General features: G+C 62.0%; 15 protein-coding genes. 10 read left to right on the top strand and 5 right to left on the bottom strand.

Annotated elements, in window-relative coordinates; translation table 11 throughout:
• Positions 1-68 precede the first annotated feature (68 nt).
• The 3 genes from ABMD26_RS09480 (at position 69) to rarD (ending at position 3,998) form a co-directional block, all read left to right on the top strand.
• Positions 69-1,970: a PhoX family protein gene (locus ABMD26_RS09480; RefSeq protein ID WP_090355745.1), complete on the top strand. Its 1,902-nt coding sequence runs from the start codon at positions 69-71 to the stop codon at positions 1,968-1,970.
• Positions 1,971-2,046: 76 nt separating this feature from the next.
• Positions 2,047-3,021 carry a serine/threonine protein kinase gene (locus ABMD26_RS09485; RefSeq protein WP_049862091.1) on the top strand — a complete coding sequence of 325 codons (975 nt, stop codon included), beginning with the start codon at positions 2,047-2,049 and terminating at the stop codon, positions 3,019-3,021.
• 89 nt (positions 3,022-3,110) lie between these two features.
• Complete coding sequence (gene rarD, locus ABMD26_RS09490; RefSeq protein ID WP_354309212.1) at positions 3,111-3,998, top strand: EamA family transporter RarD; 888 nt, start codon at positions 3,111-3,113, stop codon at positions 3,996-3,998.
• Between the two features lie 213 nt (positions 3,999-4,211).
• Here rarD and ABMD26_RS09495 read toward each other — a convergent pair whose 3' ends face one another.
• Positions 4,212-4,667, bottom strand: a complete 456-nt coding sequence (locus ABMD26_RS09495) for a response regulator (RefSeq protein WP_056844600.1) — start codon at positions 4,665-4,667, stop codon at positions 4,212-4,214.
• 169 nt (positions 4,668-4,836) lie between these two features.
• Here ABMD26_RS09495 and ABMD26_RS09500 point away from each other — a divergent pair, with 169 nt between their 5' ends.
• From ABMD26_RS09500 to ABMD26_RS09525, 6 genes are all read left to right on the top strand, one after another.
• A complete protein-coding gene (locus tag ABMD26_RS09500) occupies positions 4,837-6,774 on the top strand; it encodes a putative nucleotidyltransferase substrate binding domain-containing protein (RefSeq protein WP_320522925.1) in 1,938 nt (645 codons plus the stop codon).
• Positions 6,771-7,481: a 3'-5' exonuclease gene (locus tag ABMD26_RS09505; RefSeq protein WP_354309215.1), complete on the top strand. Its 711-nt coding sequence runs from the start codon at positions 6,771-6,773 to the stop codon at positions 7,479-7,481. The genes ABMD26_RS09500 and ABMD26_RS09505 overlap by 4 nt, the downstream gene beginning before the upstream one ends.
• Before the next feature lie 184 nt (positions 7,482-7,665).
• On the top strand, positions 7,666-8,790 hold the full coding sequence (locus ABMD26_RS09510) for a PepSY-associated TM helix domain-containing protein (protein WP_134722926.1): 1,125 nt from the start codon (positions 7,666-7,668) through the stop codon (positions 8,788-8,790).
• Positions 8,787-8,969 (top strand): hypothetical protein, encoded by a 183-nt coding sequence (locus ABMD26_RS09515; protein ID WP_056844412.1) that lies wholly within the window; start codon positions 8,787-8,789, stop codon positions 8,967-8,969. Before ABMD26_RS09510 ends, ABMD26_RS09515 begins: the two co-directional genes overlap by 4 nt.
• Before the next feature lie 451 nt (positions 8,970-9,420).
• A complete protein-coding gene (locus tag ABMD26_RS09520; protein WP_354309218.1) occupies positions 9,421-11,115 on the top strand; it encodes an ATP-binding cassette domain-containing protein in 1,695 nt (564 codons plus the stop codon).
• Between the two features lie 151 nt (positions 11,116-11,266).
• Positions 11,267-11,890, top strand: a complete 624-nt coding sequence (locus ABMD26_RS09525; protein WP_354309220.1) for a glutathione S-transferase — start codon at positions 11,267-11,269, stop codon at positions 11,888-11,890.
• 14 nt (positions 11,891-11,904) lie between these two features.
• Here ABMD26_RS09525 and ABMD26_RS09530 read toward each other — a convergent pair whose 3' ends face one another.
• From ABMD26_RS09530 to rloA2, 3 genes are all read right to left on the bottom strand, one after another.
• Positions 11,905-12,309 carry a type II toxin-antitoxin system VapC family toxin gene (locus ABMD26_RS09530; protein ID WP_354309222.1) on the bottom strand — a complete coding sequence of 135 codons (405 nt, stop codon included), beginning with the start codon at positions 12,307-12,309 and terminating at the stop codon, positions 11,905-11,907.
• Entirely contained in the window at positions 12,306-12,569 is a 264-nt protein-coding gene (locus tag ABMD26_RS09535; RefSeq protein ID WP_049861782.1) for an antitoxin, read from the bottom strand. Before ABMD26_RS09535 ends, ABMD26_RS09530 begins: the two co-directional genes overlap by 4 nt.
• Before the next feature lie 127 nt (positions 12,570-12,696).
• A complete protein-coding gene (gene rloA2 / locus ABMD26_RS09540) occupies positions 12,697-13,200 on the bottom strand; it encodes a retropepsin-like aspartic peptidase RloA2 (RefSeq protein ID WP_134722922.1) in 504 nt (167 codons plus the stop codon).
• A 172-nt stretch (positions 13,201-13,372) separates the two neighbouring features.
• On the opposite strand from rloA2, the gene yihG reads away from it, so the two are divergent.
• Complete coding sequence (gene yihG / locus ABMD26_RS09545) at positions 13,373-14,263, top strand: 1-acylglycerol-3-phosphate O-acyltransferase, YihG family (protein WP_134722921.1); 891 nt, start codon at positions 13,373-13,375, stop codon at positions 14,261-14,263.
• Between the two features lie 12 nt (positions 14,264-14,275).
• On the opposite strand, the gene ABMD26_RS09550 is transcribed toward yihG, so the two are convergent.
• A complete protein-coding gene (locus tag ABMD26_RS09550) occupies positions 14,276-14,851 on the bottom strand; it encodes a DUF2780 domain-containing protein (protein WP_056844420.1) in 576 nt (191 codons plus the stop codon).
• Positions 14,852-14,946: the final 95 nt, after the last annotated feature.

Raw genomic sequence — 14,946 nt, forward strand, 5'->3', positions numbered from 1 at the left:
GCCACGGTCTGCAATCTGTTCGTCACAATCCCTCCTTAAGGTACTCGCTGACCTGAAGGGAGATCACCATGAGCCTGTTAGAAGAACACCAAGCCACCGACCTGGAAAAGATCACCGGCCTGAGCCGTCGCCGCTTCATCGGCGCTGGCGCCCTGTGCGGTGCCGCAATGTTCCTGGGCGGCAACCTGCTGACCCGCACGGCCATGGCCAACGCGGTCAGCGCCGGCAACAGCGCATTGCTGGGCTTTACCGGTATTGCCGCGGCCACCAGCGATACCATCAGCCTGCCGCCCGGCTACCAGGCCAGCGTGCTGATCAGCTGGGGGCAGCCACTGCAGGCCGGTGGCCCGGCCTTCGATCCCAGCGGCAACGGCAGCGCCGAGGCCCAGGAGGTGCAGTTCGGTGACAACAACGACGGCATGAGTCTGTTCCCCTTCCCCAACGACGCCAATCGCGCCTTGATGGCGATCAACAACGAATACACCAACTACCGCTATTTGTACGCCCACGGCGGCAGCCCACAGTCAGCCGAAGAAGTGCGCAAGGCCCTGGCCTGCGAAGGCCTGTCGGTGATCGAGATCCAACGCAAGGGCGGCCACTGGCATTTCGTTCAGGGCTCGCAATACAACCGCCGCGTTCACGGCAACACGCCGATCCGCGTCAGCGGCCCGGCGGCCGGTGATGCCCTGCTCAAGACTGCGGCCGACAGCACCGGGCAACTGGTGCATGGCACCTTCCAGAACTGCGCCAACGGCAAGACCCCGTGGGGCACCTACCTGACGTGCGAAGAAAACTTCACCGACTGCTTCGGCAGCACCGACGCCACGCTGGCGTTCACCCCTGCGCAGAAACGCTACGGGGTGGTCGCGGCGAGCAAGGAAATCAACTGGCACCCTCATGACCCGCGCTTCGACATGGCGCGCAACCCCAACGAACTCAACCGCTTCGGCTGGGTCGTGGAAGTGGACCCGTTCGACCCGACCGCCATGCCGGTCAAGCGCACTGCGCTGGGTCGCTTCAAGCACGAGAACGCGGCCCTGGCCGAAACGCGCGATGGTCGCGCGGTGGTGTACATGGGCGATGACGAGCGTGGCGAGTTCATCTACAAGTTCATCAGCCGCGACCGCATCGACCACCACAACCCCAAGGCCAACCGTGACCTGCTCGACCACGGCACGTTGTACGTCGCCCGTTTCGACAACGGCGACGGCAACCCCGATCGTCCCAAGGGGCATGGCCAGTGGGTGGAGCTGACCCATGGCAAGAACGGTCTGGACGCCAGCAAGGGCTTCGCCAGCCAGGCCGAAGTGTTGATTCACGCACGGCTTGCCGCCAGTGCCATGCAGGCCACACGCATGGACCGCCCCGAGTGGATCGTGGTCAGCCCCAAGGATGGCCAGGTCTATTGCACCCTGACCAACAACATCAAACGCGGCGACGACGGCCAGCCGGTCGGCGGCCCCAACCCGCGCGAGAAGAACGTCTACGGGCAGATTCTGCGCTGGCGTGAAAGCGGCGACGAACACGGTGCCATGACGTTCGAGTGGGACCTGTTCCTGGTGGCCGGCAACCCCAGTGTGCATCCCGGCCAGGCCAAGGGCGGTTCGTCCAACATCAACCCGCAGAACATGTTCAACAGCCCCGATGGCCTGGCCTTCGACGATGCCGGCCGGCTCTGGGTGCAGACCGATGGCGACACCAGCAATGCCGGTGACTTCGCCGGTATGGGCAACAACCAGATGCTCTGCGCGGACCCGGCCAGCGGCGAGATTCGCCGCTTCATGGTCGGCCCGGTGGGCTGCGAAGTCACCGGCGTGAGCTTCGCCCCCGATCAACGCACCCTGTTCATCGGCATCCAGCATCCGGGTGAAAACGGTGGCTCGACCTTCCCCGAACACCTGCCCAACGGCAAGCCACGTTCTTCGGTGATCGCCATCAGCCGCGAAGACGGTGGGGTGATCGGCGCGTAACATGCCCACCGCTACTGTCGCGTCTGCGCTACCATGGCGAGCCGGACGCGGCAGCCTGCCGCGCGCAGGAGTTCGCATGGCCCACCCTTTTGAAACACTGACCCCAGACCTGGTGCTCGACGCCGTGGAAAGCATCGGCTTTCTCAGCGATGCACGGGTGCTGGCGCTCAACAGCTACGAGAACCGCGTCTACCAGGTGGGCATCGAAGATGGCCAACCGCTGATTGCCAAGTTCTACCGTCCCGATCGCTGGACCAATGCGGCCATCCTCGAAGAACACGCCTTCACCGCCGAGCTGGCCGACTGTGAAGTGCCCGTGGTTGCGCCGATGGTGCACGAGGGCCAGACGCTGTTCGAGCACGCCGGCTTTCGCTTTACCCTGTTTCCTCGTCGCGGCGGTCGCGCGCCGGAGCCGGGCAACCTCGACCAGCTCTATCGTCTGGGCCAGTTGCTCGGTCGTCTGCACGCCGTGGGTGCCACGCGCCCGTTCGAACACCGCGAAGCGTTGGGCGTGCAGAACTTCGGCCACGATTCGTTGCAGACCCTGCTCGAAGGCAACCATGTTCCGCGCAGCCTGCTGCCCGCCTACGAGTCGGTGGCCCGCGACCTGCTCAAGCGCGTGGAAGAAGTCTACAAGGCCACGCCACACCAGAACATCCGCATGCACGGTGACTGCCACCCCGGCAACATGATGTGCCGCGACGACGTGTTCCACATCGTCGACCTCGACGATTGCCGTATGGGCCCGGCGGTCCAGGACCTGTGGATGATGCTCGCCGGCGATCGCCAGGAATGCCTGGGGCAACTGTCCGAACTCATGGACGGCTACAGCGAGTTCCACGACTTCAATCCCCGTGAACTGGCACTGATCGAACCGCTGCGGGCGTTGCGCCTGATGCACTACAGCGCCTGGCTGGCACGCCGCTGGGAAGACCCGGCCTTTCCGCGCAGCTTTCCGTGGTTCGGCAGCGAGCGGTACTGGGGCGACCAGGTGCTGGCGTTGCGCGAACAACTGGCGGCGCTCAACGAAGAGCCACTGAAACTGTTTTGAGCACACACGCGTGGCGTTGTGTCTCACGGCCCGATGTGTAAAGTTGCCGACCACCGCTTAACAACAAAACCATGCAAGCAGGGAGCTCCATGCAAGTCGCCAATCCCCGCCGGGGATACATCCTGGGCCTGAGCGCCTACATCTGCTGGGGGTTCATCCCCCTCTACTTCAAGACCCTCTCGCACTACCCGGCCGTGGAGATCATTGCCCAGCGGGTACTCTGGTCGGCGCTGCTCGGCTCGTTGCTGCTGCTGGTATGGAAGCATCCCGGCTGGCTGCGCGAACTGCGCGACAACCCCATGCGGCTGGCGATACTGGTCGGCAGCGGTTGCCTGATCGCCGCCAACTGGCTGGTCTATGTCTGGGCAGTGACCCACGACCGAGTGCTCGAGGCCAGCCTGGGCTACTACATCAATCCACTGCTCAACGTCGTGCTCGGGCTGCTGATCCTGCGTGAGCGGCTGCGTCCGCTGCAGTGGGTCGCGGTGGCGCTGGCGGCAATCGGCGTGGCGCAGCAGGTCTGGCAAGTGGGTAGTCTGCCGTGGGTGTCCCTGGCGCTGGCCCTGACCTTCGGTTTCTACGGCCTGATTCGCAAGCGCGCGCCGGTGGCAGCGTTGCCGGGGCTGGTCATCGAAACCTGGTTGCTGGTGCCGCTGGCTGCGGGCTGGCTGCTCTGGCATGGCGATGCCGCCAGCGTCCAGCCAGCGTTCTGGACCACCAGCGAGGCCCTCTGGTTGATGGCCGCGGGCCCGATTACCCTGGTGCCGCTGCTGTGCTTCAACGCAGCCGCGCGCCACCTGCCCTACACCACACTGGGTTTCCTGCAATACATCGCGCCCACGCTGGTGTTGCTGCTGGCCGTTCAGGTGTTTGGCGAACACCTGGCGCCTGCGACGCTGGTGACGTTCATCTTCATCTGGGCGGGGTTGCTTATCTACAGTATGGATATCTGGTGGAATCGGCGTCAGCGTAGCTGATCAAAAAACGCTCACCTGGCTGCGGGTCAGGCCGGTCAAGGCCTGCAGCGAGTTACGCCAAGGTTATCCACAGGCTGGTCCACCTGGATTGTGCACAAGCCCGGCACAACTGTCCGTTTTTTGATCAACACTCTGAAAACGCCGCAGGCTGCGGGCTCCAGGGCTATCGACACAGGTTATCCACAGCCACGCTCAGGATAAACGTGGATAACCTCAAGGCGCCCCATCCAGTCCCAGCTCTTCGCGCGCCAGTCTGACCAACGTGTTCATGTCGATCGGTTTGAGCAGGAAGTCGACCACGCTGAAGTGCATCGCCGCAATCGCATCCTTCACGCTGGCATCGCCGGAAATGATGATGATCGGCAACGCCGCGCGCTCCGATTCGCGCACTTCACGAATGAGATCCAGGCCCGACTCGGGGCCCATGCGCAGGTCGGTGATCAGCAATCCGATGCGAAGGTTGGCACGCAATTGACCCATCGCACCCATGGCGCTTTCGGCCTGCACACAGGGGATGCCGTGCGCCTGAAGAATCTGCGCGAGCACGTCCCGCGTGTCGCGATCGTCATCGACCACCAGCGCCAGTTGGGGCGGTGTATCCTGAACCTGACCCAACTCGCTGAGCGCTTCACGCTCGGCATCACTCAACAATGATTCGTGATCGGACATACGTTTCCCGTCATCCATTACCTATCCATCGGCCTTTGGAGCGCCGTTCAACCTTTTAGACTTACGTCCAATGGGCACGTTCGCTCATGCAGTCGACCATGGCCGGACAATAAAGCCAAATCCACAATAACGACAATTTCCGATTCGACCTATCGGGCGGTAATGGCCAATGAGCAAAACCGACGCCTTCACCCAGGCGGGCAAGACCGCAGTGCTGCAGAACATTCACGGCACCGTGCAGTTCCTGCAACGTTTCCCACCGTTCAACCAGATGGAAAACGCCCATCTGGCGTATCTCGTGGAACAGTGCCAACTGCGCTTCTATGCCAGCGGTGAAAGCATCATCAAACCGGCCGACGGTGCTGTCGAGCACTTCTACATCGTCAAGCAGGGTCAGGTGGTGGGCGAACGGCCGCACAGTGCGCGCCGCGGGACCGAAACCACGTTCGAGATCACCGCGGGCGAGTGCTTCCCGCTCGCCGCGCTGCTGGGCGAGCGAGCCACGCGCACCGAGCATCTGGCGGCCGAAGACACCTTCTGCCTGCAATTGAACAAACAGGCCTTCATCAAGCTGTTCGCGCTGTCTACAGTGTTCCGTGATTTCGCCCTGCGCGGGGTGAGCAGCCTGCTCGACCAGGTCAACCAGCAGGTGCAGCGCCAGGCCGTCGAAACCCTGGGTACGCAGTACTCGCTGAACACCCGGCTGGGCGACCTCGCCATGCGTCACCCCGTAACCTGCGCCGCTTCGCTGCCGCTGCGCGATGCCGTACGCCTGATGCACGAACAGCAAGTGGGCAGCATCGTTATCGTCGACGACCTGAAAGCCCCCCAAGGCATCTTCACCCTGCGCGATCTGCGTCAGGCCGTGGCCGATGCAGCCACCGATTTCGGCGCAGCCATCGAGCGGTACATGATTCCCCGGCCCTTCCACCTCAGCCCGGAAGCCAGTGCCTTCGATGCCGCCGTGGCCATGACCGAACGGCACATTGCCCACGTCTGCCTGGTCAAGGACCAGCGCCTGTGCGGCGTGGTGTCCGAGCGCGATCTGTTTTCCCTGCAGCGGGTGGATCTGGTGCACCTGGCTCGGACCATCCGCCATGCTTCGCGGCTGGAACAACTGGTCGCCCTGCGCGGGGAAATCAGCGCTCTGGTCGAGCGCATGCTGGCCCATGGCGCCTCGTCGACGCAGATTACCCAACTGATCACCTTGCTCAACGATCACACGGTCTGCCGGGTGATCGAACTGGTGCTGCAGGAGCGCGGTGATCCAGGTGTGCCCTTCAGTTGGCTGTGTTTCGGCAGTGAAGGCCGTCGCGAGCAGACACTGCACACCGATCAGGACAACGGCATCGTCTTCGAAGCCCGTGACGCCGCCCACGCCGCCGAGATCCGCGGCAAGCTGCTGCCGCTGGCGCATCAGATCAACCTGGCGCTGGCGCAGTGCGGCTTCAGTCTGTGCACGGGCAACGTCATGGCGAGCAATCCCGAGCTGTGTCTGTCGCGCCTGGAATGGGCGCGGCGCTTCGCCGGGTTCATCCGCGAGGCGAGCCCGGAAAACCTGCTCAATTCGAGCATCTATTTCGACCTGCGTACGGTATGGGGCGATGACTCGGCCTGTGCACAACTGCGCCGCAGCGTGCTGGAACAGGTCGCGGACAACAGCCTGTTCCAGCGCATGCTGGCGCAGAATGCCTTGCGCCAGCGGCCTCCGGTCGGGCGCTTTCGCGACTTCGTACTGACCCGCCAGGGCAGTGACAAGGCGCCCACCCTGGACCTCAAGGTGCAAGGTTTGACGCCCTTCGTCGACGGCGCACGCCTGCTGGCCCTGGCCAACGGCATCGACACCGGGAACACTTTGGAGCGCTTGCGCCAGCTGGTCGCAAAAGAGGTCATCGACGCACAGGACGGTGCCGCCTATGAAGAGGCCTACCATTTCATCCAGCAGACGCGCATGCAGCAGCATCAAGCCCAGGCCCGGCAGCACCTGCCCTATTCCAATCGCGTCGACCCGGCCGAGCTCAACCAACTGGACCGGCGCATCCTGCGTGAATCCCTGCGCCAGGCCCAGCGCCTGCAGGCCAGTCTGAGCCTGAGGTACCAGCTGTGAGCCTGTTCGACTGGCTACGGGCCAAACCCGCCTGCGTGCTGGACGCCACTTTGCAGCAACGTATGGCAGCACTGCCCACGGCCCAACCCTGGCAAACCTGCCGCCTGCGCGAGCAGCGCTGGGTGGTGCTGGACCTGGAAACCAGCGGCTTGAACCTGAACAAGGATCAGGTGCTGTCGATCGGCGCGGTGGTCATCGAAGATGGCGCGGTGGATTTCTCCCGGCAGTTCGAACGCACGTTGCTGCGCGAGCAACCGCGGCTGGGCGCCAGTGTCTTGATCCATGGCCTGGGCCCCGACGCGATTGCCGCCGGGGACGATCCGGCCGAGGCCTTGCTGGACTTCATGGCCTTCATCGGTGACAGCCCGCTGCTGGCCTTTCACGCGCCCTTCGATGAGCACATGCTCACGCGCGCGCTCAAGCAAAGTCTGGGCTACCGCTTGCAGCACCCGTTCCTGGACGTCGCCGCCCTGGCGCCGATGCTGTGCCCGGATGCGGCCCTGCGCGAAGCCGGGCTGGATGACTGGACCGGGCATTTCGGCCTGCAGGTCGGTGAGCGCCATCATGCCAGTGCCGATGCGCTGGTCACGGCGGAGTTGGCCATGCTGCTGTTCAGCCGTGCCCGCCGCCAAGGCCTGGACAGCCCCAGCGCCCTGGCCGAGAAAGTGGCTCAGTGGCGGCGGCGCCAGCAGACTCAGGCGTTCTGACCTGCGCGAAACTGCGTATGCACATGAACGCTGCCGACACGCCTCGATTGCGCTGGCCACTGGCCTTTTTCGCGCTGCCTGTACGTATACTGGTGCGACTACAGGTCGTAACGCCCTGACAACTGATGCTCCATGACCCAGCCAGCCCTGCGCGGACGGCTGGGTTCTTTTTGCAGGCCATGAAATGAAAAGCACCACCATCCGCCGTTGGTCCTTCATCCACACCTGGACCAGCCTGATCTGCACCCTGTTCCTGTTGATGCTGGCTATCACCGGCTTGCCTCTGGTGTTCCATCACGAGATCGAACACCTGCTGGGCGACGAGCCACAGTTCCGCGACATGCCGGCCGACACGCCGCAGCTGGACCTGCAGCAACTGGTTCAGGCCGCTCAGGCCCACCGTCCCGGCGAGGTGGTGCAGTACTTCGGCTGGGACGAAGACGACCCTCATGGCGTGTTCGCCATCACCGCCGCCACAGCCGACACCGAGCCCAATCTGTCCCACACCTTCATGCTCGACAACCGCACCGGCGAAGCCATGGAAATGCCTTCGGCCAACGGCGGCTTCATGATGGTCATGCTGCGCTTGCATGTGGACATGTATGCCGGGCTGCCCGGCAAGCTGTTGCTGGCGTTCATGGGGCTGCTGTTCGTGCTGGCCATCGTTTCCGGGGTGGTGCTGTATTCGCCGTTCATGCGCAAACTCACGTTCGGCACTGTGCGCAATCAGAAGTCCACCCGCACCCGCTGGCTCGACCTGCACAACCTGATCGGCGTGGTCACCCTGACCTGGGCCTTGGTGGTGGGGGTGACCGGCGTGATCAGCGCCTGCGCCGACCTGCTCATCAGCGCCTGGCGGGCGGAAAGCCTCACGGCCCTGATCGAACCCTACCGCGACGCGCCACCGCTCACGCAACGGGCGCCTGCCACCCGCCTGCTGGACATCGCCCACGGCGCCGCGCCGGGCATGACACCCGACTTCATCGCCTTTCCCGGGACGCGCTTTTCCAGCGAACACCACTACGCGGTGTTCATGAAGGGCGGCACCCACCTGACTTCGCACCTGCTGACGCCGGTGCTGATCGACGCCACCACCCTGGACGTCACGGCAGTGGTCGAACGGCCCTGGTACATGGACGCCATGGGCCTGTCGCAGCCGCTGCACTTCGGCGACTACGGCGGTATGCCGATGCAGATCCTCTGGGCGGCGCTGGATGTGCTGACCATCATCGTGCTGAGCAGTGGCGTGTACCTATGGTGGGTCCGCCGCCGCGCCGCCAAGGCTGCTGGCGTGGAGGCCGCGGCGTGACGAAACGGAAGAAGTCGACGTTCTGGCCGGTGTTCGGCATTCCGCTGGCGATCGGGCTGATCGGCGCGGCCGGATTGTTCGCAGCCCTGCTGGGGGATGGCTGGTGGGATGCCCTGGCGTGGGTGGGGTTGGGGATTCCAGCGGTGCTGGGGGGGTGGGGGTTGGTCAGGAGGGGCTGAGTGGGCCATGCACCGGTGGGCTCATCTGCGCTCAGGTAATCCAGGATCAGGATGCAATCGCTGAAGCAGCTTGCGCAGTTATCATAGGGATATTTCGCGAAGGCGACGGCTTCGTGCATTCGACGTATGGCCTGATGATGTGTATTGCGAACATAGGCCTCTTCGCGGGCAGAGCCCGCTCCCACAAAAAACCCGACGCTGTCGAGTCCTACAGAAGAAACCGCTCTGCTTTGAACAACTGAAGATTACGTCCTACTTTGCAGCTAATTCGTCTGATATTCCACTGTTAAAAATCCTACAGTTTTTCGGGACGCAGGGCTGTGCGTAAACGTTGTGTATGACTCAACTCGGTGATATTTATCTGCACCTGGTATCGATGCCATCGGCTTGCTCGGCCTGAACTTCCTGTTTGACTCGACAGCGCTGCTATCTGAGATAAGGACCCATCAATATGAGGCAGTTCCTGACGCAGGCCATAACGCAAAGGCCAGCCCTGTTCGGGGCTACCTTGATCACTGTATTCATCCTGAAGCTTTCGCTGTTTGCACCTGCGCTCTTGCTCGGTGCTGTTATTGACAACCTGTCACTCGACAGCAGCGCTGAAAGCCTGACGATCCCTTATCTGCTTTGTGGTTACGCGCTGGTCATACTGGTGACAGCTGCGGTTGCCCCCATCCAGACGTATGCACTGACTCGACTGGTCCAGCAAACGGTCAAGGATCGATCCATCAGTTGGATAGCAGAAATCTTCAAGAAAGAATTCTGCGTCTTTAATAATTTACGAATAGGCCATTTGATCAAAGCAACGGATCGCGGCATTACCGCTCATGAGCAGATATTGAATTTCTTTATCACCGTTGGGCTGCCCCTGATCATCGAGATCCTCGTCGTCAGCATTCTGTTTGTGCACTTTGGCGGCGCCCAACTCTTCGCAGCGCTGTTGACGGCATCGTGCATCTATTTATATGTGTGCCATAGAATCATTCAGTGGCGTACTCGACATATCAACGAGGTCAACGACAGCGAAGACGAAGTCTCTGAACGTCTGTTCAGCACGCTGCGCGCAGCCCGTTCCATCAAGCTGGAAGGGGCTGCTGAACAAACGCTATCCCCGCTCAATCTGGCATTCGAGCGCTACGCGCGTTGCGCTACCACCGTCGCGAGTTCGGCGGCGGCGCTGGGGTCCGCGAAAATGCTCTTCATCGGGCTTTCCACGTGTGGACTCCTGGTGTGGGGCGTTCGAAACCAGGGGATGACAAACCCGACATTGACTATCGGCGAGCTGGTTGCGCTGTGCTCGATTGCGGGTGGATTTCTCACCAACATATCGGGCATCGCCGAAGCCTATCGTTCGGCCCATCAATTCATGGCTGACAAAGTCAAACTGCAGCAGACCCTCAGCCTTCCGCGATTCGATGGACCGGACCGCTCACTGAAGCCTCCGGCATCGCCCATCTCCTCTCTGGAGCTGGCCGCGTGTGAGGTGTCAGGCCGACATATGACGCTCGACGCTCCCCTGCGATTCAAGTCCGATGAAAGCGTGGCCATCACCGGCCCCAGTGGTGCAGGCAAGTCCACACTGCTCGAGTTGCTGGCGGGTATGGACGGTGCTTATCGACAACATCTTTCTCTCAACGGTATCTGCGTTGAGCGGATCCGCGGCGCCTCACAGCTGCGCGCGTTGCGCTACTGCCCGCAAAGTCCGGTATTCCTGCCGGGCGATCTGAAATCGGGCGTGATGTATGGCCATGCCGCCGGACCTGAAGTGCTGGAGCAAGTGCAGAAGTTGTCATTGGAGGCACTGCTCAGCCAGTTGAATCTCAACGATACCGCGTCCAACCTCTCCGGCGGACAGGCCAAGCGGCTCAGCCTGCTTCGGCTGCTCAACAGGCCTGGACGCTTCAATCTCTTCGACGAGCCAACCGCTTCGCTCGATCAAGAGCTGGCCATGGCAACGTGGGACACCTTGATGGATGCATTCAAAGGAAAAGGGTTGATCTGCGTCACTCACGATATCGAAGCATTGTCGCGTTTCGATCGGGTACTGGTTATCCAGCAGGGCAGGATCGTTGCCGATGGGCCATGGCATCTGTTGAGAAGAGAGGCGGGTCTGCTCAAAGGCATAGCGGAAATGGCAGAACGCTGAGCGTCAGTCCTGTGCATAACTCGGGCTACGCGCCTGCATTCCTGGCCAAAGCACTTAAGGTCTGAGAGCGTTGGATCACAATCAAGTGGGGACGGCTTGACCCCATCTTCAAGCTGATACAGGGTAACTCCTTATCCAAGGAGAACACTTCATGCCCGCCATGACGCTCTATCACAACCCCGCCTCACCCTTTGCTCGCAAGGTCATGGTGCTGCTGCATGAGACCGGTCAGTTGGAGCGGGTCTTTCTGAAGACGGTGGCGTTGAGCCCTGTCAGCCCGGATGCGTCAGTGAACCAGGACAACCCGGCCGGGAAGATTCCGGCGTTGGTGCTCGAAGACGGCACTACGCTGCATGACAGCCGGGTGATCCTGGAGTACTTGGATCATCAGCATGTGGGCAACCCGCTGATCCCTCGGGAAGGGGCGTCGCGCTGGCGGCGGTTGACGGTGGCGTCACTGGCGGATGCGATGCTCGACGCGGCCGTGCTGATTCGCTACGAGAAGGCCCTGCGGCCGCCTGAGCTGCACTGGCCGTTGTGGCTGGATAATCAGGCCGAGAAGATCGAACGGGGACTGGCGTATCTGGAAGCCACGGCGATCGCGGAGTTGAGCGCAGCGTTCGATATCGCGGCAATCGGCGTGGCCTGTGCGCTGGGGTATGTGGATTTTCGCATGCCGGAGTCAGAGTGGCGGCAGCGTTATCCGGGGTTGGCCGGCTGGTTTGCCGAGGTGAGTCAGCGCGAGTCGCTACGCTCGACTATGCCGTCGGCCTGACACGGAGGGAGTGCTTACGCAATCTCGCACCAGTCCTGTACCTCAAGCCCCTCGACCAAGCGAAACGCCTTGTCACTGGTGACCAGTGTCATCCCGAGCGAAAGGCTATGGGCGGCGATAAGGCCGTCCAATGCGCCAAGGCAGTGCCCACGACGCTCGCCCGTTGCCCGGCTCGAACCATAGGCCTGGGCTGCCTGGCTGCCCCAAGGAAGAATATCGATGGTTTTCAGGAACGCGGTCACAATCCCCGCCAACCGCTGCGCAGCCGGCCGCTTGGCCAGGCCATAAAGCAATTCCGCCTCGGTGATGGAGGAGATGCACACCGATGTCATGGGCACAGCGCTCAGGTTCTTGATGACACCCGGATGCCCCTTGAGCAGGTGACTAACGGTATTGGTGTCCAGCATCAGTTGCTTCATTCGGGAATACCGTCGAGTGGATCGCGGTTTCCGCGAGCCATCTGCGTGCGATCGTCGGCGCTCAGGAAATCGTCTGGAACGCCGCCTTGAGCGACAAGTGCCAGAAACTCATCCCATGAGTCGGGCTTTCTGGACAAAATCACATCGCCGGTCTCGGGATCGCGCCGTATGAAGACTTCATCGGTATCGAATCGGAAGGCGGCAGGCAAGCGCACGGCTTGGCTTCGGCCATTAACGAAGACTTTTGCTGTCTGTGACATATCCATCTCCAGTGCGGGTATACATCATAATATATACCCGCATTGGAGCATGGAAAACGGGAGATTGTTGCTTGCCTTGTAGGCACGCCTATCGGGACGACTGCACGTCGGCCTGCCACGGCCAGAATCAGCAGTCCGGCTTGTCGGCGACGAAACGGCGGGCGGGGTTGACCGCGGCCTTGAACTCGCGCAGGCCTTTGGCACCGATCAACAGGGGGTAGTTGAACTTGCTGCGGTCGACCAGGTTGACCTCGATGGTGCGCTTGACGTCGCCCAGGCACAGTTCCAGGTCCACCACGGGACGCTGCGAGACTTCGGCGCCCTCGCCGTCGTCGTCTTCCTCCGTGCGGTTCTTGATCTTGCTGATACGTGAGATCTTGTGCTCGTACACCTTGTTGTCGGCGTCCTTGGTGGCCAGGCGAAAACGTACCCAATCGTCGCCGTCGCGGGTGAAGGTCTGGATGTCCTTGGCCGATAGCGAGGCAGTCAGTGCGCCGGTGTCCATCTTGGCCTTGAAGACCTGACCACCGATTTCCGGCAGTTTGATGTATTCAAAGCGACCATACAGCGTGGGTTCGGCGGCCATGACCGGCAGCGCCAATACGGACAGCAATGCGAGAACGGATTTCACTGAAGCTTTTCCTTGAGCGAGGGCCGGTGAAGGCGATCGGTGCTGCAAACGGTATGGGCTCAGCATACCCAATGAAAAGTGAAACATTTGTTGACGAAACCGCGTGCCGGAATTGGCTCGGCACTCGCTTGTGCTTATGATTGCCGGCCGTGAATACCCCCCGAGTCGTTCTATGCGTCGCCTGCTCACCGGCTGTATGACTGCCCTGCTGCTGTTGCTCAACACCCTGGTGTTCATCGGACCCCTGCTGGTGTTCGCCCTGATCAAGCTGGTGCTGCCCATGCGTTATCGTGATTGGGCATCCGCGGCCGTGGTGTGGATCGCTGAAACCTGGGCCGAGATCGACAAACTCATCTTCGCTTTGTGCGTGCCGACCCAGTGGGACATACGCGGCGCGGCAGACCTGCGCCAGGACACGTCCTATCTGGTCGTGAGCAACCACCAGTCGTGGGTCGACATTCCGGCACTGATTCAAGCGTTGAACCGGCGGGCACCGTTCTTCAAGTTTTTCCTCAAGAAGGAACTGATCTGGGTCCCGCTGCTGGGCCTGGCCTGGTGGGCGCTGGATTACCCCTTCATGAAGCGCTACAGCAAGGCGTTTCTGGCCAGGCATCCGCAACTCAAGGGCAAGGATCTGGAGATCACTCGGGCCGCGTGCGAGCTGTACAAGCGCCAGCCCGTGACGGTGGTGAACTACCTGGAAGGTACGCGCTTCAGCCCGGCCAAGCGCGATGAGCAGGCGTCACCGTTCAACTACCTGCTCAAGCCCAAGGCCGGTGGCGTGGCGTTCGTGCTGGCGGCCATGGGGCCACAACTCGACCGTCTGCTGGACGTGACGGTGGTGTATCCGGGCACGGCCATTCCGGGATTCTGGAACCTGCTGTGTGGTGATGTGCCGCGGGTGATCGTGGAGATCCAGTCGCGCGCCATCGACGCGGAGTTGATCGATGGCGACTACGAAAATGATCCGGACTTCCGCTTGACCGTCCAGAACTGGGTCAACCAGCTCTGGAGCGAAAAGGATCAGCGCATCGACGCCTTGCGCGCCGAACTCGATCGCTGATCCAGCGCAGGGTTAGCTCCCCGTCCCGGTGCCCCAGACGCTGCCCAGGCTCTTGAGCAGCGGACCACCGACGCCTTGTTGCCCCAGGTATTGCAGGATCACTGGCGCGAACTGGCCGACCATGCCGCTGTTCATGCCCAGCGCGCTGAAGGCGTTGTTCATGTCACTGGTGGTTTTGACGTCGCCCAGAGCGTTGTTCAGGGCGCTGATATTCTTTTGGTCGGATTTGCCGAGCAGACCGCTCAGACCGCTCAAGCCACCCAAGGCGTTGTTGCCCGAAAGCTTGTCGATGCCGGGCACGGACTTGCTCAGCTGTGCATAGTCGGCGGTGCTCAGCTGGTTCTTGGCCAGGCCCAGCATGGCGCCGGTGCCGCCGATGGCCTGGGTCGGGGTGATGTTCAGGGTCGAGCCCAAGGTGTTGAGCAGGCCTGCGGCTTCCGGTGCGGCAGCCACGGCAGCGTTGTTGCCTTGCTTGCCGTTCTGCAGGGTGGCAGCGGCGTTGACCGCGTCGTTCAGGTTGAAAGCGAAGGCCGGACTGGTGGCAACGGCCATCAGGGAAGCCAGGGCCATGGCGCGAGTGATGTTCATTGTGCAGCAACCTCGGGGACAGATAGGCGGACCGTCGTCAAACGGCAGTTCGGTCCCATTATGTTCCTTGAGGGTGAAAATTGTGTAATGGCGGG

It is taken from the genome of Pseudomonas sp. PvP001 (genome assembly GCF_040546375.1).
Lineage (GTDB): Bacteria > Pseudomonadota > Gammaproteobacteria > Pseudomonadales > Pseudomonadaceae > Aquipseudomonas > Aquipseudomonas coleopterorum.